Origin of the sequence: Schleiferilactobacillus harbinensis, assembly GCF_008694105.1 — a bacterium.
Lineage (GTDB): Bacteria > Bacillota > Bacilli > Lactobacillales > Lactobacillaceae > Schleiferilactobacillus > Schleiferilactobacillus harbinensis.
Window position 1 is genome coordinate 1,193,316 of sequence record NZ_CP041364.1, and the last position, 20,896, is coordinate 1,214,211.

The 20,896-nt window shown below is 54.0% G+C and carries 23 protein-coding genes; all 23 read right to left on the reverse strand.

Annotation, left to right across the window (positions count from 1 at the left end; translation table 11 throughout):
• Nucleotides 1-83: 83 nt before the first annotated feature.
• Nucleotides 84-623, reverse strand: a complete 540-nt coding sequence (locus tag FMM01_RS06165; RefSeq protein ID WP_150391925.1) for a CvpA family protein — start codon at nt 621-623, stop codon at nt 84-86.
• 11 nt (nt 624-634) lie between these two features.
• Nucleotides 635-919: a cell division protein ZapA gene (locus FMM01_RS06170; protein WP_027828184.1), complete on the reverse strand. Its 285-nt coding sequence runs from the start codon at nt 917-919 to the stop codon at nt 635-637.
• 150 nt (nt 920-1,069) lie between these two features.
• Complete coding sequence (locus tag FMM01_RS06175; protein WP_150391926.1) at nt 1,070-1,405, reverse strand: DUF1292 domain-containing protein; 336 nt, start codon at nt 1,403-1,405, stop codon at nt 1,070-1,072.
• An 11-nt stretch (nt 1,406-1,416) separates the two neighbouring features.
• Nucleotides 1,417-1,857 (reverse strand): Holliday junction resolvase RuvX, encoded by a 441-nt coding sequence (ruvX, locus tag FMM01_RS06180; protein ID WP_063516902.1) that lies wholly within the window; start codon nt 1,855-1,857, stop codon nt 1,417-1,419.
• Nucleotides 1,857-2,117, reverse strand: a complete 261-nt coding sequence (locus tag FMM01_RS06185; RefSeq protein WP_027828187.1) for an IreB family regulatory phosphoprotein — start codon at nt 2,115-2,117, stop codon at nt 1,857-1,859. Before FMM01_RS06185 ends, ruvX begins: the two co-directional genes overlap by 1 nt.
• Nucleotides 2,118-2,228: 111 nt before the next feature.
• Nucleotides 2,229-4,892: an alanine--tRNA ligase gene (gene alaS / locus FMM01_RS06190; protein WP_150391927.1), complete on the reverse strand. Its 2,664-nt coding sequence runs from the start codon at nt 4,890-4,892 to the stop codon at nt 2,229-2,231.
• A gap of 261 nt (nt 4,893-5,153) precedes the next feature.
• Complete coding sequence (locus FMM01_RS06195; RefSeq protein ID WP_146994107.1) at nt 5,154-5,852, reverse strand: glycerophosphodiester phosphodiesterase; 699 nt, start codon at nt 5,850-5,852, stop codon at nt 5,154-5,156.
• A 122-nt stretch (nt 5,853-5,974) separates the two neighbouring features.
• Complete coding sequence (locus tag FMM01_RS06200; RefSeq protein ID WP_150391928.1) at nt 5,975-6,979, reverse strand: hypothetical protein; 1,005 nt, start codon at nt 6,977-6,979, stop codon at nt 5,975-5,977.
• Nucleotides 6,976-8,295, reverse strand: coding sequence for a DEAD/DEAH box helicase (locus FMM01_RS06205; RefSeq protein WP_150391929.1), 1,320 nt, complete (start codon nt 8,293-8,295; stop codon nt 6,976-6,978). Before FMM01_RS06205 ends, FMM01_RS06200 begins: the two co-directional genes overlap by 4 nt.
• Before the next feature lie 31 nt (nt 8,296-8,326).
• Nucleotides 8,327-9,289 carry a DHH family phosphoesterase gene (locus tag FMM01_RS06210; protein WP_150391930.1) on the reverse strand — a complete coding sequence of 321 codons (963 nt, stop codon included), beginning with the start codon at nt 9,287-9,289 and terminating at the stop codon, nt 8,327-8,329.
• A complete protein-coding gene (locus FMM01_RS06215; protein ID WP_063515801.1) occupies nt 9,290-10,597 on the reverse strand; it encodes a DRTGG domain-containing protein in 1,308 nt (435 codons plus the stop codon). It abuts the gene before it with no gap.
• A gap of 41 nt (nt 10,598-10,638) precedes the next feature.
• On the reverse strand, nt 10,639-11,757 hold the full coding sequence (gene dinB / locus FMM01_RS06220) for a DNA polymerase IV (RefSeq protein ID WP_150391931.1): 1,119 nt from the start codon (nt 11,755-11,757) through the stop codon (nt 10,639-10,641).
• Nucleotides 11,758-11,830: 73 nt separating this feature from the next.
• A complete protein-coding gene (zwf, locus tag FMM01_RS06225; protein WP_150391932.1) occupies nt 11,831-13,309 on the reverse strand; it encodes a glucose-6-phosphate dehydrogenase in 1,479 nt (492 codons plus the stop codon).
• Nucleotides 13,310-13,328: 19 nt separating this feature from the next.
• Nucleotides 13,329-14,012 (reverse strand): hypothetical protein, encoded by a 684-nt coding sequence (locus FMM01_RS06230; RefSeq protein ID WP_150391933.1) that lies wholly within the window; start codon nt 14,010-14,012, stop codon nt 13,329-13,331.
• Between the two features lie 64 nt (nt 14,013-14,076).
• Nucleotides 14,077-14,535 carry a hypothetical protein gene (locus FMM01_RS06235; protein ID WP_150391934.1) on the reverse strand — a complete coding sequence of 153 codons (459 nt, stop codon included), beginning with the start codon at nt 14,533-14,535 and terminating at the stop codon, nt 14,077-14,079.
• An 84-nt stretch (nt 14,536-14,619) separates the two neighbouring features.
• Nucleotides 14,620-15,810, reverse strand: a complete 1,191-nt coding sequence (locus FMM01_RS06240; protein ID WP_150391935.1) for an acetate/propionate family kinase — start codon at nt 15,808-15,810, stop codon at nt 14,620-14,622.
• Between the two features lie 67 nt (nt 15,811-15,877).
• On the reverse strand, nt 15,878-16,903 hold the full coding sequence (locus FMM01_RS06245; RefSeq protein WP_150391936.1) for a class I SAM-dependent methyltransferase: 1,026 nt from the start codon (nt 16,901-16,903) through the stop codon (nt 15,878-15,880).
• 114 nt (nt 16,904-17,017) lie between these two features.
• A complete protein-coding gene (locus FMM01_RS06250) occupies nt 17,018-17,368 on the reverse strand; it encodes a hypothetical protein (protein ID WP_150391937.1) in 351 nt (116 codons plus the stop codon).
• Between the two features lie 337 nt (nt 17,369-17,705).
• Nucleotides 17,706-17,825: a prepilin-type N-terminal cleavage/methylation domain-containing protein gene (locus FMM01_RS16740; RefSeq protein ID WP_150391938.1), complete on the reverse strand. Its 120-nt coding sequence runs from the start codon at nt 17,823-17,825 to the stop codon at nt 17,706-17,708.
• Nucleotides 17,826-17,883: 58 nt separating this feature from the next.
• A complete protein-coding gene (locus tag FMM01_RS16200; protein WP_190973470.1) occupies nt 17,884-18,027 on the reverse strand; it encodes a hypothetical protein in 144 nt (47 codons plus the stop codon).
• 466 nt (nt 18,028-18,493) lie between these two features.
• Nucleotides 18,494-18,868, reverse strand: a complete 375-nt coding sequence (comGC, locus tag FMM01_RS06260) for a competence type IV pilus major pilin ComGC (protein WP_150391939.1) — start codon at nt 18,866-18,868, stop codon at nt 18,494-18,496.
• A gap of 45 nt (nt 18,869-18,913) precedes the next feature.
• Entirely contained in the window at nt 18,914-19,903 is a 990-nt protein-coding gene (locus FMM01_RS06265; RefSeq protein ID WP_150391940.1) for a type II secretion system F family protein, read from the reverse strand.
• Nucleotides 19,896-20,855, reverse strand: a complete 960-nt coding sequence (locus tag FMM01_RS06270) for an ATPase, T2SS/T4P/T4SS family (RefSeq protein WP_150391941.1) — start codon at nt 20,853-20,855, stop codon at nt 19,896-19,898. The genes FMM01_RS06265 and FMM01_RS06270 overlap by 8 nt, the downstream gene beginning before the upstream one ends.
• Nucleotides 20,856-20,896: the final 41 nt, after the last annotated feature.

The following is a 20,896-nucleotide window of genomic DNA, read 5'->3' on the forward strand; positions in this document are numbered from 1 at the left end:
CCGCAGCTTGCGGAGCATTGGCCCTCGGTTCGTCAGACATCGAATTCTGGTCGCAGTCCTTCTTCTCGATACAATTAATTAATCTAAACGCTCAGCACCCACCAGTGCAAAAACACCTGGGACAGACCGGGCGTGGCCATCATCATGCGCGCCATCCAGGAATTCGCCAATGCATGCTGCATCCCGTCGATGGGAATCAGCGCGACAAAATAAATGGCCATAAACACGGCCATGTATTGGCAAATAAAACCCAGCAGCATCCCGCCAACACTGTTCAAGGCATCGGTGACCGGCATAAATTGCATTGGCGTGAACCAAAGCATCACAATATGCACGATCAGCCAACCAATCACGAAAATCAGCAGAAAAGCACAGGCGTTGTAATAAGGCTGATCCAAATCCAAACCGCTGGTTGTGGTGAAGAAAGCAAAGAAACTGTTCATACTAGCGGACGGATACGGCACCCATAAATCAAGATGGGGACCGAGTGCCCGGTATCCCAAAAGGGCCGCGATCAGCGCAATAAAATAACCCACCGTATACATTCCTTGCAGGTAAATACCGCGCCGAGCACCGCCATAGATGCCGTATAACAGGATCAAGATAACTACCAAACTCAACATGAAAACAGCCACTACTCCTGGTCTTGGGGGTGCGCCGCGCTGCTGTCGGGGTCCGCCAAGCGGGCCTGCAGTGCTTTGACCTCTTCCTTCAATTTGATGGAATCTGAAATCGTATTAAAAGCCAATAAAATGGCCGCGTCCGTTTCCGTCAACTGCGGCGCCAGAGACTTGATCTGGTCCAGCTGGGTATTCAGGACTGCCGTTACGGTCGCCATGAACTCGTCGCTGCCGGGACCGACGATCGTATACGTCTTTTTGCCAATCGTTGCTTTGTAGCGTCGCTTATCGTCAGCCACAGGGAAACCTCCAATTTATCAATCACATTAGACACCAGTTTACCATAACTGCGGTATCAGCGAAAGAAATCGCGTGAACCAGGCAGCTGCTGCCCCCAGTCCACGCGATCCCTTACCGTCTCTTAGCCAACTGATCGTTGGCCGTGCCGGTTATTCGTCGTCTTCATCGTCCTCGTTGTCGGCCATGAAGGTATTCAGCACTTCTTCGACCATGTCCCACTCGGCGTCATTCTCTATTGGGTACAGATCACCCGCAGTAGCATAGCCATCCTCGTCCGGAGTGAAAGAGAACGCCTGAATCTCGATCTCTTCATCGGCCTTGGCTCCCGCCGGATAAAGCAAGACGTAAGACTTGCCGTAATCTTCAGAATCAAAGGTGAACAAGACTTCAAATAACTCTTCGTTCCCTTGATCGTCGACTAACGTGATTTGCCGTTGGTCATCAGCGAAACTATCGCCATTGTGAATGTGGTTTTTATCTGCCATGGTGTACTCCTCTACTGTACCGACTTGGTCAACTTGCCGCCGGCATCCAAGTAGTTCTGTAAGATCAGAACTGCTGCGACTTTATCGACTACCTGCTTGCGTTTCTTCCGGGATGCATCTGCACCTTCAATCAGCATCCGGTTGGCTTCGACCGTAGTCAGGCGCTCGTCAATAAAATCGACGGGCAAATGAAACCGATCGGTCAAATACTGGCCATATGCTTTGGACTTCTTGGCCCGTTCACCGATGGAATTGTTCATGTTTTTCGGAAAGCCCAGAACAAACCCGGTGACTTCGTACTGATCGACCAGTTCGGCCACCCGGTCCAGCCCGAACTGATGCTGATGCTCGTCAATGGGAATAATTTCGACTCCCTGAGCCGTCCAGCCCAAGGGATCGCTGACGGCGACGCCGACAGTCTTTGATCCCACGTCTAAACCCATCAAGCGCATTACTTCAGCTCTTGATGGAGATACGTGCGTACCAGTTCTTCGATGATTTCGTCGCGCTCATGTTTGCCAATGAGCGTCCGTGCATCGTTATAACGGGGAATGTACGCCGGGTCGCCGGAAAGTAAATAACCCACGATCTGATTGATCGGGTTGTATCCCTTTTCTTCCAGCGCTTTGTAAACGGTTTGCAAGGTTTCCCGGACATTCTTGCTTTGATCCTCCGCGAAACTAAAATGCATTGTTTTATCGAGTGAACTCATAAGGCACCCCTCTTTTCGAAAACCTAGACCGGGCTAAACCCAATCATAAATCACCAACTATTCTAACGAATTGAGCATGAAAACACAACCTTCAGGCACTGGCCTAAATCATCAAGCCTGGCCTAATGCCGCTTTGACAGCGGTTAACGCCTCATTAATTTTTTCTGGTTGTTTGCCGCCGGCTTGGGCCATGTCCGATCGGCCACCGCCGCCACCGCCAACGATCGGCGCAATGGCTTTGATCAAATTGCCAGCTTTAACGCCCTGCTTTTGGGCTTTGTCATTGGCGGCGGCAATCAAGTTGGCTTTGCCGTTCGCAGCGGTCGCCAGGACCAGAACATCGGACGCATCCTTGCTCTTCCACTGATCCACCATTTGCCGCAGCGCATTCATGCCGTCAACCTTCACTTGGGCCGTAATCACTTGCAGACCATTGATGGTTTCGGCATTGTCGAAGACAGAATTGGCCTGCGCTGCTGCCATCTTCGCCTGGAGCGCCGTCAGCTCTTTGTCGGTGCGCTTCAAGTCCTTTTGCAACTGACTAACCCGTTCCGGGGTATCCTGGACTTGATTGGCCTTGACGATTTGAGCCGTCTGATTCAGGAGCTGCATCTGCTGATCGACGTAAGCCACGGCGGCTTTCGACGTGACTGCTTCGATCCGCCGTACACCGGCCCCAATTGCAGATTCAGACGTGATCTTGAACAAGCCGATCTCGGCAGTATTCTTGACATGCGTGCCGCCGCACAATTCAATCGACCAGTCGCCGATATTCACGACCCGTACCCGGTCACCGTATTTATCGGTGAACAGCGCAATGGCGCCCATCTTCTGGGCAGTGGCCAGGTCCGTGACTGTCGTCTTGACCGGAATTTCAGCATAAATCTTGGCGTTCACTGTATCTTCCAGCTGCTGCAATTCTGCCGGGGTGACTTGGCCTTGATGATTGAAATCAAAGCGCAGGTAATCGGGTTCCACTAGGGATCCTGCTTGATGCGTGTGGGCCCCCAGAACTTCCCGCAACGCTTGGTCCAGCAAATGGGTCGCCGTATGGTTCTTGCGCACCGCCAAGCGGAACGTCCGATTTACTTTCAGCGTATACGTCTGGTGTGCTTCAAGATTGCCCAAAACGTCAACGAAGTGAATGTTTTGACCATTCGGCGCGTGCTGTACATCAGTGACCTTGGCCACTGCGTTGCCATCCGTGTCTTCAATGGTCCCGTGATCGGCCACTTGGCCGCCCATTTCGGCGTAGAACGGGGTCTTATCGAATAACAGTTCGGCTTTGCCGCTGGTGACGGCGTCGACTTCCTTGTCGATTGACTGATCGCCATCAGTCGTCTTGACAATCAGGTGAGTCAGTGTGGCGCCAGTGGTCGTCAATTCATCGTACCCGGTGAACTTGCTCTCGTCCTTAATATCCATCAAGAGCTTGTTCTGGGAACCCATGGAATTAACGTCTTTCCGCGCCGAGCGAGCCCGATCCTTCTGGGCCTGCATGGCGGCCTTAAAGCCTTTCATGTCCACGGACAGGCCTTCATCCGCCGCGGACTCCACAGTCAGTTCCACTGGGAAGCCATAGGTATCAAACAGCTTGAAGGCATCGGCGCCGGGGAAGACTTTTTCACCAGCCTTTTGCAGGTCCGCAATGCGGCCGTCCAGAATATCTAAGCCGTCATTCAGCGTCGCCTGGAACCGCTCCTCTTCACCCTTGATGATGTGGGCGATGAAGTCCTTTTGGGCCAGAGGCTCCGGATAGTAGCTCTTCATGATCTCGCCCACGACCGGCACCAGCTGGTACAGGAACGGCTTGTCGATGCCCAGTTTCTTGCCGTTCAAGACAGCCCGGCGAATCAACCGGCGCAATACATAGCCGCGGCCTTCATTGGATGGCATCGCGCCATCGCCGATGGCAAAGGTGACTGCCCGGGCGTGATCCGCGATGATTTTGAAGCTGACGTCGTGTTTGTTGTCCACGCCGTACTTTTTACCGCTGAGCGTTTCCGCCTCACGGATCATCGGCATGAACAGATCCGTCTCGAAGTTTGTCGGCGCATCCTGGAAAATCGATACGACCCGTTCCAGACCCATGCCGGTATCGATGTTTTTATGGGGCTGTTCAACATAGCGGCCATCGGGCAGATGGTTGAATTCAGAAAAGACAATGTTCCAAATCTCCAAATAGCGTTCGTTCTCACCACCGGGATAATTTTCTGGATCGTCTTCCGCGACATTGTTGTAGTGCTGACCGCGATCGTAGAAAATCTCGGAGTCCGGACCGCTGGGGCCGCCGCCGATATCCCAGAAGTTATCTTCGGCCAAAACCAAATGATCTTTCTTGACGCCGGCCTCCTGCCATAATTTGTAAGTTTCTGTGTCCTTCGGGTACACCGTCATGTACAGCCGGTCCGGTTCAAAGCCAAACCATTTCGGATCCGTCAGCAGTTCCCAAGCCCAGGGAATGACTTCTTTTTTGAAATAATCGCCGACGGAGAAGTTTCCCAGCATTTCAAAGAATGTCTGGTGCCGGGCGGTTTTCCCAACATTCTCAATATCATTCGTGCGGATACTCTTCTGGGCGTTGGTAATTCGCGGATTCTTCGGGATCACGGTCCCGTCGAAATACTTCTTCAACGTGGCGACCCCGGAATTGATCCATAATAGCGTCGGGTCGTCCTTCGGGATCAGCGACGCAGAGGGCTCTACGTCGTGCCCCTTGGATTGCCAAAAGTCCAGGAACGTTTGCCGTACTTGGGCACTGCTCATTTCTTTCATCAGTTGACTGCCTCTTTCTTGCCGGTAAAAAAACATCATCGCATTCAAGGGCGCTTGCACGCGGTACCACCTTGATTGCAATGATGTTTATCATTACCACTTTGATTGATTAAATTAGTGATCGGTGACGATCAGCGGGTAGCACAGACCGTTCCGCGGCACCCCTCGCACCAGCCGGGGCTTCTCTGCAGCAGCGGGACACGGTCTGCATGTCCCAAACAAATTTGAGTATACCACGAGAAAAAGCCCCGTGCAACGCCGTTATGCCGTCTGCTTGCTGGTTTGCAGCTGGCGGACGTCTTGCGCTTCCTCAAACTTATCGGTGATGATGGCGACGACTTTTGGCGCCCGGAACAGCGCCCGCATCTGCCACGGATCGTTGACAGTCCAGATCCGTTCCGGCAGCTGGCTGGGCGTTTCCATCTTTTCCAAATGCAAGGCCGATAAAATATTTTGAACCGGTGCGACTTTCTCCGGGGTCGCTTCTTTGGCCAGCAGTGCCACAGGTTGTTCAGGGGCGATTTCGTGCAGCGCGACTAAACTATCCGGGTTAAACGACGAGTAGACGACCTCGTCGGTCCGCCCAGCTGCCGCGACTGCCCGCTGAGTCTCGGCTTCAATGCCCGGGTAGCGAACTTTGCCGGTCTTAAATTCAATGTTGATTTGGCCGTGCCAATTGCCCAGCGCATCCAGAAACTGAGCCAAGGTAGGAATCGATTCCCCGTTAGCTTGATGCCACGACTGCAGCTCAGCCAAGGTCATGTCTTTCACATAGCCGCTGCCATCGGTCGTGCGATCGATAGTTTCATCATGGATAATGACTAAATGGCCGTCACTAGTCCGCTGTACATCGGTTTCAATACCGTCAATGTGGTGGGCACAGACATACTGGAAGCCCTGAAGACTGTTTTCTGCGAAGCGGGCGGGATAACCGCGGTGACCAAAAATCAATGTTTGCATAAAGAAATAACTCCTCTTAGAAATGACCATAGCCTTGAAAAATCAGCAACCTTCGATTTCACAGAGTACGATACTCCTTTTTTGTCACGTTGACGACTGATTTTTGTAAAAAAGTGGTAAAGCTACCGGTCATCGTCGTCAAACGAGACCCGGATCACCTGATGATAGACTTGCTGGGGCAAAGGCAGATCGCCAAAACCGGGCAGCCGGCCGCTGTCATAGAAGGCCGAAAACGGCAGTTGTGCTTCCACTTTTTTCTGCCCGCCAGAGACTGGCCAACCGCCTCGCCAGGTCAGCGGATCCGTGGTCATCTCCGCTGTGTATTGACGTGCACTGAAGCGAATGCCGAAGCGGTTGGGAATCACCGGCGGCAGGTCGGTCAGCCCCTGAGCGCCCCATGGGAACAGCGTTGTTTGACCGCCGCTGACCACGTATTCGTACTCATCTGGGGCCAAGACAGAAAATCCCTGACGCGCCAAGGTCTGGGTCAAAACCATGGGCGGCAGTGCCTCCGCGACGCGCAGCTGATATTCACCCAGCACGGCGGTGGGCACGAAATAAATACTCATTTCCGGGGTGACGATCGCCCGGGGTGCTTGGCGCAACTGGCTGCCCACAGTTTGGCGGATCTTCTTAAACGTCACGACATCCCCTGAAAAATCATCAGTCCCAGGCGTGTAAAGCCCGACACTGCGCTGATCAATGGGCAAAGGCTGCTGAGCCACGAGCAGCGGCGGAATGTCCGCTGTCCGCGGAGCGGTGGTAAAATCAGTCAAATACCGCTCCCGCTGGCCATTGGTGGTCAACGCCATGGCCGGTAAATCCGGATGTTCCAAGACTGCATTGCCGTCATCCCATAGCTGGGGCGTCAGCACTTCTCGACCGGTCACCTGATAGCCTAGCTGAGCCTGGAGCTGACCAGGCACAAAGATGTAACGCTGGCCGGCAATCATCACCGTTTGGGAGGCAAAGTTTTTCCCCTGAACGGTGATGCGCACCGGCGCTATTTCAGTCGTGGGCAGCAGCGGATTGACGAAGTACCGCAGGATTTGAGTAAACAGCAAATGCTGTTGTTCCCCCGTTAACTGCTCCCAGGTCGGCCGATTCAACTGCTGAGGATTCATCATTTGCGCCGCTGCTCCCTTCGTGCGATCTTCCGTTTCCGCCGGGCATCCACTTTGATTGCCTTGCGGATCTTATTCTTATATCCGGGCATGCGCTTCTTCTTTTCCTTGGCCACCATGCCCTTGATACTGGGGTCAATGGCCTGGGCAACACCCTGCCGATCCCGGCGGCGGTTGCGGTCATTAGCCGCCACCAGTTCGCCGTCTTTCAATTCTTCCGGTACAAAACTGATGCCTAAGCCTTCGATTTGGGCCACTTGCTGTTCCTGCTCCGGATCATAAAGAGAAATGGCGGTACCGGCCAAGCCGTTTCGGCCGGTCCGGCCCACGCGATGGATAAAGAATTCCGGGTCCTTGGGGAAGTCATCGTTGATCACCAGCGATACGCCCGGAACATCGATTCCCCGGGCCGCCAAATCAGTGGCGACAACATACTGATACTGCAAGTCGCGGACTTCCTTCATTGTCCGCCGTCGTTCCCGCGGGGGAATATCCCCATGGATCTTAGCGACTTTCAATCCCTGTTTTTGCAGATAATCATAGAGTTCATCGACCCGCTCTTTCGTGTTGGCAAAAACCAGCGCCAAAAACGGTTGGCCGATGTGCAATAAGGTATTGATGATCCGGTTGTGATCCCGGCCCTTGGTGGCCAGCAGGATATTCTTGATGGTTGGGGAAATCACTGACTTTAAAGCCACCCGCACCATTTCCGGACTGTGCATGTACTTGCGCAAAAACGGCTGCAGCTTTTCTGGGATCGTCGCCGAGAAAACCAGCATCTGTAATTTGGTCGGCATCGCCGAGGCGATATGGTCGACATCGGTCAAAAAGCCCATGTCCAGAGACATGTCGGCCTCATCGACAACAAAATACCGCGTGGTCTGCACCTGCAGCACATGACTGGTCACGAGATCCGCCAACCGGCCGGGGGTCCCGATAACCAGCTGGGGCTGGCGGTGTTCGATTTTCTCCACCAGCCGCTCCTTATCGGTACCGCCCACAGCGAGCAAAATTCGGGTTTGGGGCTCCTGGCGGCTGACGAGTTGTTCCGCTGCGTCCTTCAACTGCTCCGCCAATTCCCGACTCGGGGCGGTGATGACCGCCTGAACGGTGTGTTCCGCCGTTTGAATACCAGCCAGAATCGGTAACAGGAAAGCATGGGTCTTGCCGCTGCCGGTCTCTGCTTGACCCACGACATCCTTGCCCGCCAGGATGGGCGGTAAAAGTGCCTCTTGGGCTTCCGTCGGCGTGGTGAAGTGAATCGCGGTCAGTGCCTGATTTAAGAAATCAGGGAAATTATATTGAGCGAATGTGCTCATCTAGTGAAAACTCCTCTCCAGACTCGAGCGCTTAGTCGTGCCAAGCGGCCACGAGGGTCTGCAACTGCTGAATCATGGTGTCGATTTCTGCCTGGTCTTTGGCCTTGGCCCCGCTGGCCAGCGGATGGCCGCCGCCGTCGTGGGCTTTAGCCAATTCATTGATCACCGGTCCTTTAGAACGCAAATGTACGCGATAGGGTCCAGCGGGGTTTTCCACGAACTCCAACCACGCCTTGACGTCCCGCAGGCGGCCAGGGGTGGAGACGGCGGCCGAGGCATCATCATTGCTGATACCCAATTCCTTTAACGCCGCCTGGGGAATGATCACCCAGGCCGCCCCGTGGTCATCCACCTGCAAATGGTTGAACACATAGCTCTGCAGTCTGGCCTGGCCTAAATTAATTTCGTTCATCCGCTGGGAAACATCTGCCGGGGAAAAGTCATAGGTCACGAGTTCACTGACCGCTCGGAATGTCTTGCTCGTGGTTGCCGGATATAAGAAGCGGCCGGTATCGCCGACGATACCGGCGTAGAGCAGCCGGGCAGCGGCGCCGTTCAACTTGAGCTGACCGTGGCCGGCGTGGAACAAATCCACAATGATTTCCGAACAGCTGGACGCATCAACGTCCACATAAGTGATATCCCCGTAAGGATCATCATTGGGATGGTGATCGATCTTAATCAAGGCTTTCCCAGTGCTGAAGCGCTGATCGCAGATTCGGGGGGTATTAGCAGTGTCAGTCACGATCACCAGAGCGTTTTGATACACGTCGTCGGCCACCGTATCCATCGTGTTCAGCCAGCCCAGATTGCCAATATCCGCACCCACGGCATAGACTTTTTTTTCTGGGAAGGACAGCTTCAGCATCTCCGCCAGACCGCCCTGGGACCCGATCGCGTCGGGGTCCGGATGCTCGTGGCGATGGATGATGATCGTATCGTACGCTTGGATCGTCTTGATAATTTCCGTCAATCTTGCTTCATTAACAGCCATTTATTCTTCCTCCAGTATTTGACACACCACGAACGCCTTGGCACTGAGCACGTGTTCCGCGCTCACAGTAATTTCCAGCTTGGCCGAGCGCCGGCCCAGATCCAGTAATTCCGGCACGATTTGGACGCGATGTTCCAATTGAATCAATTTTAAATAATTGACCGTGATCTGTTCGATCAGCGATCGTTTTTGATAATTATGTTTTAAGAAATCCTGGGCGACATCCGTGATCATTTCGGACAAGACGCCAACCGCGATGGTCCCCAGTGAGTTGGTCATCTGGGGAGTAACGATCGTCTGCCAGCGGCGATTGTCTTCGTTGGTCCGCAAACTCGTGTGGATCGCATCAAAAAACGTGTCGCTGCCCTCGCTCTGGTGACCCGGGGTGGGCAGATTGCGCATGACATCCGTCCGGGTGACAATCCCCAAGAGTCGAAACTCCGCGTCTACCACAGGAATCATTTCAATGCTGTTCCAGGCCATCAAGTGGGAAACCGAAGCAACGCTCATTTCTTTGCGCACCGTGACCGGATTCTTAGTCATCACTCGGTCCAGCGTGGTTTCCGCCGACGCCGTGAGCAGATCTTTCGCGGTAATCACCCCGACCACCCGCATGTCGCGAGCAACCACCGGGAAGCGGGAATGCTTCACGGCCTTGGCCAGCTGGCGATAGCGGGACACCGTCTCGTCTTGCCGGAGATAAGCAGTCTGGGCGATGGGCACATAGGCATCGGCCACCGTGACGATTTCTTTCTTAATTTGCTGATCAGAAATCGCCCGATTGATGATCGTGGCCACTGTGAAACTGTCGTAGTTTGAGCCGATCAAGGGCAGCGCCGCCTTGTCAGCGGCGGCGACCACCGCCGGACTGGCGGTGAACCCGCCAGTGATCAAGACCCCGGCCCCGTTGCCCAGGGCCATCAGCTGCGCGTCCTCTCGGTTACCGACGATGAGCATCGCCCCTGGGGTGATATAATCGCGCATCGCATCGGTGGTCATTGCCCCAATCACGAAGCGGTCCAGCCGATGCTGCAGCCCAGTTTCCCCGCCAAACAGCGTGCCGTCAATGATCCGCAAAATATCGCCGAAGGTCAGGTTCTTGATGTCCCCGCGAATGGTTTTTTCCACGCGAATCGTCCCGACTCGGGGCACCGTCGCGACCAGCCCCTCGGTTTCTGCTGACTTGATTGCCCGGTAAGCCGTTCCCTCGGAGACCCCCATCTGGCGAGCCACGCTGCGTACCGATATTTTTTGGCCAATATCAGTATCCGCGATATATTGGATAATTTTTTCGTGTTTTGTTGCCACTGCCACCCCATCCATTTCTGAGAATCAGTATACCATAGGTGCTAGTCAAACACGGGCAGGGTGAGGTTCTCCATGGTCACCGGCACGAGACTGGAGACCGTGACGCCCAGCAAGCGAACACCATTAGCCAGGATGGCAGCGCCATATTTTTGCCAGAGTTGCAGGGCAACGCTGGTAATCAGCTGGGCATCCTGGGTCGGTTCCTTCAGCGTCACCCGCTTGGTTTCTGTATTAAACTCCCCGTCCCGCATCTTTAACGTCACCGTGCTGCCCTTGCGCTGCTTGCTTTGCAGCAATGCCGCCACTTCCTGAGCCAACGTCGTGATCCGGCGCGTGCTGGCTTCATCCGAGGTCAGAAAAGGTGCAAAGGTGCGCTCCTTGCCAATCGACTTGCGTTCCCGGGCATAGGCCACCGGCCGGTCGTCAACACCGCGAATGCGGCGATACAACATATAACCGAATTTACCAAAAGCATCGGTGAGTTGGGTCAGCGTCAGCTGGCGCAGCTCCGCTCCGGTGGCAATGCCCATCGCCAACAAACGCGGTGCCGTCTTCTCCCCGACCCCCTGAAACTTGCGAATCGGCAGGCGGTCCAGAAATACCGGAGCCGCCGCCGGCGTGATGATCGTACGGCCGAAAGGCTTATTAAAGTCTGACGCCAGTTTGGCCAAATACTTATTATACGAAATTCCCACCGAACAGGTCAGCCGAGTCTCCTGGCGAATCGTGCGTTGCAGATAGGCCGCCGCTCGCACCGTCTGTGACCATTCCGGGAACCGGGCGCCCACGTCCAAATACGCCTCATCCAAGGCCAAGGGTTCGATGAAGGGGGTGACCCGATGCATGATTTGGTGCACCTGAGCAGACACACTGCGGTATAACGGAAAATTAGGCGGCTGCCAAATGACCGGCTCCCCGGCTAGGAGCTGAGCCGCCTGATTGGCCGGCATCGCCGAGTGAACGCCGAAAGACCGGGCGACATAGTTGGCGGTGGTGACCACTCCCTTGCCGTGGGTTTCCCTGGGGTTGCGCGCGATCACCAGCGGCCGGCCGACAAATTCAGGATGCTCCCGTTCCTCCACCGAAGCATAGAAGGCATCCATGTCGAGGTGAATGATGCGGCGGTCGTTGTGTTGAATAATCGGTAATCGGCCTAGCATGGCTGCTCTCCTTTCTCGCTAGCAGCGGAAAAAACGCGGGGCCACCCCGTGGAGTGCACCTCGCGTTTTGATCCTATTTCGTCGTGTCGCCCTGCCAGATCCACTGTCGGTGATCCCGGGCCAGCAGATCATCTGCTTGTTGCGGCCCCATGGTCCCGCTGTTGTAAAAGGCTAAGCCGTCTGCTTTGTCATTGTCCCAAACAGTCCGAATGGCATCAATGAAGTGCCAGCTGGCCGCCAATTCCGCCCAGTGGGTGAAGGTGAGCTTATTGCCGTCCAGGATGTTCAACATTAACCGCTGATAGGCTTCCGGTGCTTTGGCTAATTCGTCCTGATCCAACGCATGGTCCAGGGTGAACGGACTCACGGCATCGCTGGTGCCGATCTCTTTACCGTTCAAAGTCAGGTGCATCCCGGTCTCCGGTTCAATGATCAGCGTCAAAACGTTCGGCGCGACATGAGTATCATTGACTGTCGGCAAAATATTGTCGCTGGTCGGCTTAAAAACAATGTCGATCCGCGATTGCTTGGCCTTCAGCCGCTTGCCGGTGCGGATATAAATTGGCACTCCGCGCCAACGGTCATTGTCAATATCCACCCGGCCGGCCACGTAAGTCTCCACTGTGGAATCGGACGCGATATTGTCTTCTTCCCGGTATGACAGCCCGATATCATCCCCGCCAAGATATTGGCCGCGGACAAATTCGTCGTGCACTTGGGTCGGCGTATACGGTTTGATGGCAGACAATACCGCGCGCTTCGCTGCGTGAATCGATGCCGCATCATATCTCGCCGGTTTCTCCATCGTCAGCATGGCAATGATTTGGAAAATATGGTTCTGGACCATATCCCGCAGGGCACCGGCGGTCTCATAATACCCGGCACGCTCTTCGACACCAATATCTTCGGCCAAAGTGATTTGAATATTATCGATGAAGTCCTTGGACCAAGCATGGCCCAGCAGTGGATTGGCAAAGCGCAACGGCATGATGTCCTGCACCATTTCTTTACCCAAGTAGTGATCGATCCGATAAATTTGTTCCTCGGAAAAAGCTTGGGAAATATCATCGTTCAATTGCTTGGCGGTTGCAAAGTCCCGACCGAAAGGCTTCTCCACGATCAAGCGATTGAACCCTTTGGCAGACAGCAGCTGCTCGGATTTGACATGTTCCGCAATGGTCGCGAAGAACCGCGGGGCCATCGCCATGTAAAAGACCCGATTACCGTCTAAGGCATATTGCTTGTCCAGCTTTTCCGCCAAATCCCGCAACGTGACATAATGGGCAGCGTCGGTCACATCGTGGGACTGATAGTAGAAATGCTCCGCAAATTCAGTCTTTTGATGCGCTGACCCCGGCGCTCCCACCAGCGACTGCTTAATGATGTCGTGGTAATGGTCGTCGGTCCAGGGGCGCCGCGCGGTACCGATCACGGCGAAATGCTTAGCCAGCCGGCCCTGATAATACAGACCGTACAGCGCTGGATAAAGCTTACGCTGGGCCAAGTCGCCTGACCCGCCAAAAATGATGAATAATGCCCGTTTTTCAGTCATGTTCAACCTCTTTTTCTATCTATACGTATAGATTGATATCGGCCTCGCGGTATCGCCGCTGAGCCCCTTCTCTTTGATTATAGTACAAGCCGGTCACGTGGTCTGACAGCCGCACGCTGAACTCTGGATCCGTCGGCCGATGCGCCACCATGTCCAGAAACCGTGGAACATCGAAGTTTTGCCCAAAAACAATCGCAAATGCCTCGGCCTGATGGATCGGCAAATAGAGATACACGCTCAGGCTGCGCTGGGAATGGCGTGTTTGGTTAATGGTGAACCCGGCCTTGCGGATCCGCCGCTGCCATTGAATGATGGGGCCGATAGCCGCCTGCATCCGGCGCAGGGCGTCGTCAATATCCCACAACTCATGGGTCGCATCAAAAATCGCATCAGTGGGATAATCCCGTAAGTAATCGTGGAAAAAGCTGGGGGCTGTGGCATGTTTTTGGTAATAGCCCCGCCCCTGCTCGTGATCAATGAGCCGCTGCAGCACGACCAGTTGGTCCTGCCGCTTCTGGGCCAGCCGGGCAAAGGCGGGGAATTCACCCGCGCCCTGCTCAGCCAAAATTTCTTCCGTCCGTTCATCGATCAGCTGCTGGACAAACTGCAGATCTTCCAACTGCGCATGGGCCACGTACTGGCGCATGCGATCAGCGGATACGATCTGGCCCACATGCTGTAATCGCCGGCGATGTCTTGCCATCACGCATCACCTCTATCTAAAGTAGTCACTTACTATTGTATAGAGAACGTGGGTTTGCTGCAAGTCACTGGTTTTCCGGTGCTTTAGTCAACCGTTTGATTTGCGGTGCCTGGGTGCTGAGCAGCGCTGTGATTTGGTCAGCGGTTGCCAGCAAATGCAATGTAGTGACCCGCACGCTGCCGCCGTAAAACGTTGCAGCGACCGTGTCTTTTTCCGGTACCAGCAGATAACCGGTCAGTCCGCTATAAGCCCGGGTCGCCAGCATACCGTTGATCACGGCAAAGTCGGCCAAGCCCTGGCGCCAGAGGGTCAAAAGAATCAGCACGGCGGCGACAAACAATCCGCTGATCAGATATTCCTGACTGGTATGCTGCCAAAACGGCACCACCAGCATGACCAAGGCCACCACCCACAAGAGTATTGTAAACCACCAGCGGTGTTTTGCTTTAATGCGCAGAGCCCGTCGTTCGATGACGACCACGATGGTCAAAGCGACCACGATCACACAATATAACAAAGTCATGGCGGCACCTCGCTTTCTAAAACAGAAACCCTTCGAAAAAGGCTTAGATGCCTTCTTCTCAGGGTTCCAAAAGGGTTTGAGCAATTAATCCAAGTGGGCCACGCGGACAGTATCCCGGGCAATCATTAATTCTTCGTTGGTCGGGACCAGCATGACCTTGACCTTGGAATCATCAGTGGAAATCAAGCGTTCCTTGGCTATGACGTCATTACGTTTCGGATCAATCTTCGCACCCATATAATTGAGCTTGTTGACGATCCGCGCCCGCATCTTGATATCGCCTTCGCCAATGCCGGCGGTGAAGACCAGAACATCCAGGCCGCCCATGATGGCGGTGTAAGACCCGATGTACTTAATGATTCGGTTGACAAAGATATCAATGGCCAGCTTGGATTGCGGCCGGGTATCGATGGTTTGTTCCAGTTGGCGCATATCCGGAGACAGTTCAGAAAGCCCGAGAATACCAGACTTCGTGTTCAAAATATCCACCATCTGGTTAGGATCCGTGATATTCAATTTGCCCATCAGATAAGCGACCAGGGACGCATCAATATCGCCCGAGCGAGTGGACATCGTTACCCCGGCCAGCGGCGTGAAGCCCATGGACGTATCCAGAGACTTACCATCTTTAATGGCGGTGACCGAAACCCCGCTGCCCATGTGCAGCGTGATCATCTTCAGCGACTTCAAATCTGCATGGAGCAGTTCAGCTGCCCGCGCAGAAACGTACCGATGACTGGTCCCGTGGGCGCCATACTTGCGGGCACCGTATTTGCGGTAGTATTCCATGGGAATACTATACAGGTAATTCTCCTGGGGCATGGTGGAATGGAACGCCGTGTCAAACACGCCCACCTGGGGCACATTCGGCAGCAGCTTGGCAAACGCCTCAATGCCGCCGGCTTCAGCCGGGTTATGCAGCGGCGCAAAATCCGCCAAATCCTTGACCTTTTGGATATTCTCCGGTGTCATCAGCGCCGAATGCTCAAATGTTTCGCCCCCAGCAACGATCCGATGACCGATGCCTTGAATTTCGTCAAAGCTGCCGATAATTTTGCGATCGATCAGCGTAGCCATCAATTTTTTGACCGCCTCTTCAGCGTTCTTGATGTCGCCCACTTCTTTGGTTTTTTCGCCATTGAATTTTACTGTAAAAACCGAGTCGCCCAGACCCATCCGGTCCAGCATACCTTCCGCAATCACATGCTCTGCGGGCATATCATACAGCTTCCACTTTAAAGTTGAGCTGCCCGTGTTCACCGCCAAAATTTTCATTGATGTTTAACCTGCTTTCGTCATGAGCTGATTCCAGCATACGCTAAAATCGCTTACTTGGGTAAGATTAATGATTGGTCTTGATGTTATCTTTGCGCCAATCGCGTACGTTTTGGAAGAATTCCGCAATGCCCCGGTGGTCGTCCGGATTAGGGATCCCTGCCAGCAGGATCTGTTTTGCCTGCTGAGCGGCGCCGCCGTGTTTTTGCAGCACAAGGATCGATTTTGCCACGTTCTCATCCTGGAACAAGCCCTTGGGTAATTCCAGCAGCGCTTGAATGTACGTCTGCTGGGCCATCCAAGCGGTCAAGCCCCTGGCTTCCTTCGAATTAAATAGCGCCGTGGGAATAATGAAGAAACCGAAACCGCCATCCTGAACGTAATGCATGCCTTGTTCGATAAACAAGTGGTGGGCAAAGGAATGGCCCTCTTCAGCTCGGGTGGCAAAGTCTTTTGCGACGTCGTCCAATGGATAATAACCCACTGGCGGCTCGTTGACGACCATGTCGACCGGCGGAACGACTAATGGCGCAATACCATCTTGGTGGAACCATTCCACTGACTCGTTCAATTGCCGCGCAAAGGCATCGGCCACGGCCAGCAAGTCTTCATTGTTGTCCACCCCATAGCCGTGCCGGTGGGCGTCCCCGGCCAGCGGCAGCTGCCGCATTACGGTGAGCAGCAGATTGCCGGTGCCGACACTGGGGTCCAAGATCGTGGTGCTGGGCGCACCAGCCAAAATCACGTCCGCAACGGTCGCCACCAGAGTGCCGATCGCCTCTGGTGTAATCATCAAATTGGCGTCAATCTTTGCTTCCCGCATTCCCTTGACGATCGTTAATTGGATCGCTGTTTGCGTTGCCGTCAACCCCACTGCTGCTTTAGCTGCCTTGAACCGGTCCCCCAGTGCAGTTAATTGGGCAATGGCGGCTGCAGTCGGCGCCCCATTTTCCACGTGAATCTCGTTATTATTAAGGTTCGCCAACTCTTCTGGCAGCGCCGCCCAATAAGAGACCCGCAAGTCATCGCTGAGGGTCGTGATCGCCTCGTCCAAAGGTGCAAAAACCTGTTGTACTGTGTCTGCCTCTGCCAATTTGATCTCCTTCCAAAAAACAAAAATACACGAATAATTGTAACATTATCCATGCATTTGACCAACTGGTATTTTACTTGTGAGATGCCGGCTTATTGGGAATGGAAACGGTAATCAATAGATTTTATCCAAGGTGTGATGCTGCTTAACACCACTAGGATATAACGTCACGGTAATTTGCCGTTGCTTTTCTGGCTGATCATGCCGCCAAAACCACTCGGCCCGCTGTCCACGACCAAAAGAAATCATCCCATCGTATACGCCGTTAGCCACATTTCTTTTAGCAATGAGAAATGCCGATTCCAACTGCTGCTTTTGAATCAGCTCATGCCACGCTTGGGCGCGGTTCAACCCCTGGCTGACAGTCATTGCAAACAGGCTCAGCAACAGTGCGGTGAGAACCAACGCGGTCGGGAGGATCATGGCTTGGCGGCGCTGGACCAGCAATCGGCAGGTCAACTTCATAGATGACTCCTTTCTTCTCTGTCCGGGACCGCAACCGCACCGTCAACCGCAGAATGCGATCATTAATTAATGAGAAAGTGCCTTTGCTCAGGATACCCGTAATAATTGGGGCATGACCTCCTGAACCCTGACCATTGAGCCGCCGCATCCAAATCATAAACGGCTGATTGACCGGCTTTTCTGGTTGGTAAAACTCCAACAGTGCTGTAGGCTGAGTCTGGTTCTTCGTTGCGAGATAGGCAGTGTGATCCGTCACGGAGATGACTGTTTTGTCGTATAGGTACTCAGTCAATTGCGAGGTAGCGAGATACCAACTGAACTGATCAGCGCCCAATCCCTAGGTATCTTTGCTGGTCAACGTGTGGTGCACTACCAGTGTTGCCAACTCGCAAAAGGCCAAAACAATCAGTAGGCTGACGAGTGTTTCCATTAAGGTAAACCCCTGCCGCCTCACCATGACCAGTGGCCCCGGATATCTGGACCTTTGCCGGTCACCCCAGTCGGTTCGAGCTGAGCTAAAAAATTTGACCGTCCTGGCGCAAAGTCACGGGCTCGTGTCCTCCGTGCCGAATGGCGGCGAGCAGCGCTGCATTTAGTGCTGCTTGCTGGCTGTCGTGGTGCAACTGACTGTTGATATGGGTCGTGGTTGTCATATACAAGATGACCACTGCTGTCAACACGAAGAGTGCCGTTATCGCTCAGCGAGGAGAAACCCACTTTTCCTTTTTCTCAAATAATCGCCCCCATCCCAATTGGACTGTCACGCTGTACTCTTCCTTGGCAGTTTTGTCGATAAATGTCCAAGTACACGGTACAATGTTTTTTTCTGTAATCCACGGTATACCGCCATTCACTGACACTGTCATTGTTTTTGGCAACATCATGCAATCATTTGACTCACACAAGGAGACACTGCCATCTGTATTCTCTTTTCTGACAATCCTGTATGCTTGCCGAGTTAACCGCGCCCGGTTCTCGTATTTCTCGTACATTGCTTTGAAACGGTCAAGAACTGCGCGGGTCGTCATTTGATTGCCTAATATTGTCAGTTGCGGAACTGCCATTAGGGCAAGGAGACAGATACAACCGACAACAATCAGTGACTCGGCAAGCGTAAACGCCTTCCTATCCCTTTCCATCCCCTGTCCCACTCGATTGCATTGAAACGATACCATCTTTCAGAATAAGCTTTTGTTTTGCTTTATCTAGCTGCTCCGTTGACAGGTAGCCTACTGCTCCGTTTTTCCCCTCAAGATCAGAGAAACTTTGCGGTTTTTTTCCGTTGTTATCAGAGCTGTACAACGTTACCTGATTCTGAACAGTCGTGATAAATGCCTGATCCGTCTGTGCCGTCACCTTGTCCTGCTGATTGATCAGGTTCGGCAGCACCAAAAGCAACAACGCTGCAATAATGAAAACCACCAAAAGCATTTCCAAAAGCGTGAAACCCTTCCGTTCCTTCCGCTTCGCCATCCATTGCTTCTTAACCAATGTCATCATGATAATTCCTCCATTTTCTTCGTTTAATTAATTCAAAATCTGCATCTACCCATAAATCGGCAGCAGCAGCTCACCGTAAATGCACAGCACCGACAACGCCACCAGCAAAAAGCAGGCTGGTTGAATCCGCGTAATCAGCTTATCAATGCGGGTCAGCATCTGCTCGTAGTACTGGTCGGCCAAAACCTCCAGCTCCCCCGCTAGTTCTTGGGCACTGCTGCCCTGGGCCAGGAGGCTGGCGACTTCGCTGGGAAAATAAACCAGGCGGTCGACAATGGTCACAAAGCCCGTACCGGTACGAAACTCCGTCTCCATATCTTTGAGCAGCGCAGCAACCAGCGAGCCTTCACCGAAGGCACTCTGCAGCGCAATGATTTCCTTCATCGTCCAACCGTTGCCCAGCAGCATACTCAAGTCATAGAGCAGCGTGTGATAAATATAGCAGCGCAGCGTGCTGCCGACCACGGGCCAGTGGAAAATGCGGGCAACTCGCTGACCAGTCATCGGCGCGTGCCAGCAACGATAGCCGGACCACCCGAGCAGACAGCCAACTAGCACCAGCACCCCAAAACCAGTCGTCAGCCAGCGGCTAAAGCCAGTTTCCCCGGTCATCCCCAGCGCTGCAAATTGCGGCCGAATCACCAGGCGGACCAGTAAGAGAATCACGCCTACAAAGCCCAGCAGAAACATGGGGTAGACACAGGCCTTTTGCAGCTTTTGCATCCGTTGGCGCTGGCCTTGCTGGAAGCGGCCCACCCGCATCAAGAAATGGCTCAGCCGGCCATGGGCCTGGGCCATGGCGACCTGATCGCATAACGGCGCCGAGAAGCCCACCTGACGCATGCCTGCAGCCAGACTGCAGCCAGACTGCAGCAAATGACCCAACCGGCGAGCGGCGGTACGCAAGGTCGGCCGGGTGCGGGCGATATAATCGATGGCCACCGGTAGGGACAGACCGTGCTGTAGCATTTTACCTACCTGGACGATGAAGAACGTTTCTTCCTGATACTTGATCTTCGCCGGTTGTTTACCCATATTGAAACTGCACCGCCGTTTCCCGCGAGATTTGCCCGTCTCCGTAGAGGGTCCGCAGAGCCTGCTGCCAGGCAATGAAACATTGCTGGGGCTGTTCGATCAGTTGAGCCAGGGCTGTTTGGGACGCCGTGTCGCACAATAACTGCGTCGGCCCATTCTGCCCTGGCAGCAGGCGCTGATACACTAACCCGGTCAGACTGTTGCGCAGCACCTCGGCCGGCAGACCCATTTGCAGCATGCGCCCAATGATCCCGCCAGTGGTCCGCGCGTGGATCGTCGTAAAGACCGAATGGCCGCTGAGAGCGGCTTCGAAGGCCAGTTTTGCAGTGGGCGCGTCCCGGACTTCGCCGATGATCAGCACATCCGGCCGTTCGCGCAGGGCAGCCTTCAACAACACGGGATAGGTCATACCCGCCGTATCGTTCACCTGCACCTGTTTGATCCCGGGATGGGCAATTTCCACTGGATCTTCAATTGCCATTACGACTTGCTGCCGGGCAAGTTGCGCCGCCACCTGGTACATCAAGGTTGTTTTTCCCGAACCCATCGGCCCGGCAAACGCGATCAAGCCTCGCTGCCGAGCTAAATCACAGAGCAGGGCAAACTGGTTCGGAAAAAACAAATGCGGTTCTTTGGTCAGCGGATAAAGAATCCGCAGCACACTGCTTTCCCGTTCCAGATAATCTCCCACCGTCGCCACGCGGACATTGAGCTGTGGGCCGTAACGCCACATCCCTGATTGGGGCCGGCGGGTCTCACTGACATCCAACTGTGCCAAATACTTCAGTGCATTGATTACCTGCTGGCCTTCTGCCAACGACAATGCCGCGACCGTCTCCAGACCACTGACCCGCCGCCAGATCACGGCATAGCCGTTGCGGTCCGGTCGTAAATAGATGTCCGACACGCGAGCCGTAATGGCAGGCGCCATGAGCTGCTTGGTTACATCCATTATGTGTCCACCCCCCTGCACCTATTAAGTACGTGAACCAG

Bases quoted from the DNA above. Each gene is read 5' to 3' on its own strand.
- FMM01_RS06165 (WP_150391925.1), bottom strand. From the start codon at position 623: ATGTTGAGTTTGGTAGTTATCTTGATCCTGTTATACGGCATCTATGGC.
- FMM01_RS06175 (WP_150391926.1), bottom strand. From the start codon at position 1,405: ATGGCAGATAAAAACCACATTCACAATGGCGATAGTTTCGCTGATGAC.
- ruvX (WP_063516902.1), bottom strand. From the start codon at position 1,857: ATGCGCTTGATGGGTTTAGACGTGGGATCAAAGACTGTCGGCGTCGCC.
- FMM01_RS06185 (WP_027828187.1), bottom strand. From the start codon at position 2,117: ATGAGTTCACTCGATAAAACAATGCATTTTAGTTTCGCGGAGGATCAA.
- alaS (WP_150391927.1), bottom strand. From the start codon at position 4,892: ATGAAAGAAATGAGCAGTGCCCAAGTACGGCAAACGTTCCTGGACTTT.
- FMM01_RS06195 (WP_146994107.1), bottom strand. From the start codon at position 5,852: ATGCAAACATTGATTTTTGGTCACCGCGGTTATCCCGCCCGCTTCGCA.
- FMM01_RS06200 (WP_150391928.1), bottom strand. From the start codon at position 6,979: ATGATGAATCCTCAGCAGTTGAATCGGCCGACCTGGGAGCAGTTAACG.
- FMM01_RS06205 (WP_150391929.1), bottom strand. From the start codon at position 8,295: ATGAGCACATTCGCTCAATATAATTTCCCTGATTTCTTAAATCAGGCA.
- FMM01_RS06210 (WP_150391930.1), bottom strand. From the start codon at position 9,289: ATGGCTGTTAATGAAGCAAGATTGACGGAAATTATCAAGACGATCCAA.
- dinB (WP_150391931.1), bottom strand. From the start codon at position 11,757: ATGCTAGGCCGATTACCGATTATTCAACACAACGACCGCCGCATCATT.
- zwf (WP_150391932.1), bottom strand. From the start codon at position 13,309: ATGACTGAAAAACGGGCATTATTCATCATTTTTGGCGGGTCAGGCGAC.
- FMM01_RS06230 (WP_150391933.1), bottom strand. From the start codon at position 14,012: ATGGCAAGACATCGCCGGCGATTACAGCATGTGGGCCAGATCGTATCC.
- FMM01_RS06235 (WP_150391934.1), bottom strand. From the start codon at position 14,535: ATGACTTTGTTATATTGTGTGATCGTGGTCGCTTTGACCATCGTGGTC.
- FMM01_RS06240 (WP_150391935.1), bottom strand. From the start codon at position 15,810: ATGAAAATTTTGGCGGTGAACACGGGCAGCTCAACTTTAAAGTGGAAG.
- FMM01_RS06250 (WP_150391937.1), bottom strand. From the start codon at position 17,368: ATGAAGTTGACCTGCCGATTGCTGGTCCAGCGCCGCCAAGCCATGATC.
- FMM01_RS16740 (WP_150391938.1), bottom strand. From the start codon at position 17,825: ATGGTGAGGCGGCAGGGGTTTACCTTAATGGAAACACTCGTCAGCCTA.
- comGC (WP_150391939.1), bottom strand. From the start codon at position 18,868: ATGATGACATTGGTTAAGAAGCAATGGATGGCGAAGCGGAAGGAACGG.
- FMM01_RS06265 (WP_150391940.1), bottom strand. From the start codon at position 19,903: ATGGGTAAACAACCGGCGAAGATCAAGTATCAGGAAGAAACGTTCTTC.
- FMM01_RS06270 (WP_150391941.1), bottom strand. From the start codon at position 20,855: ATGGATGTAACCAAGCAGCTCATGGCGCCTGCCATTACGGCTCGCGTG.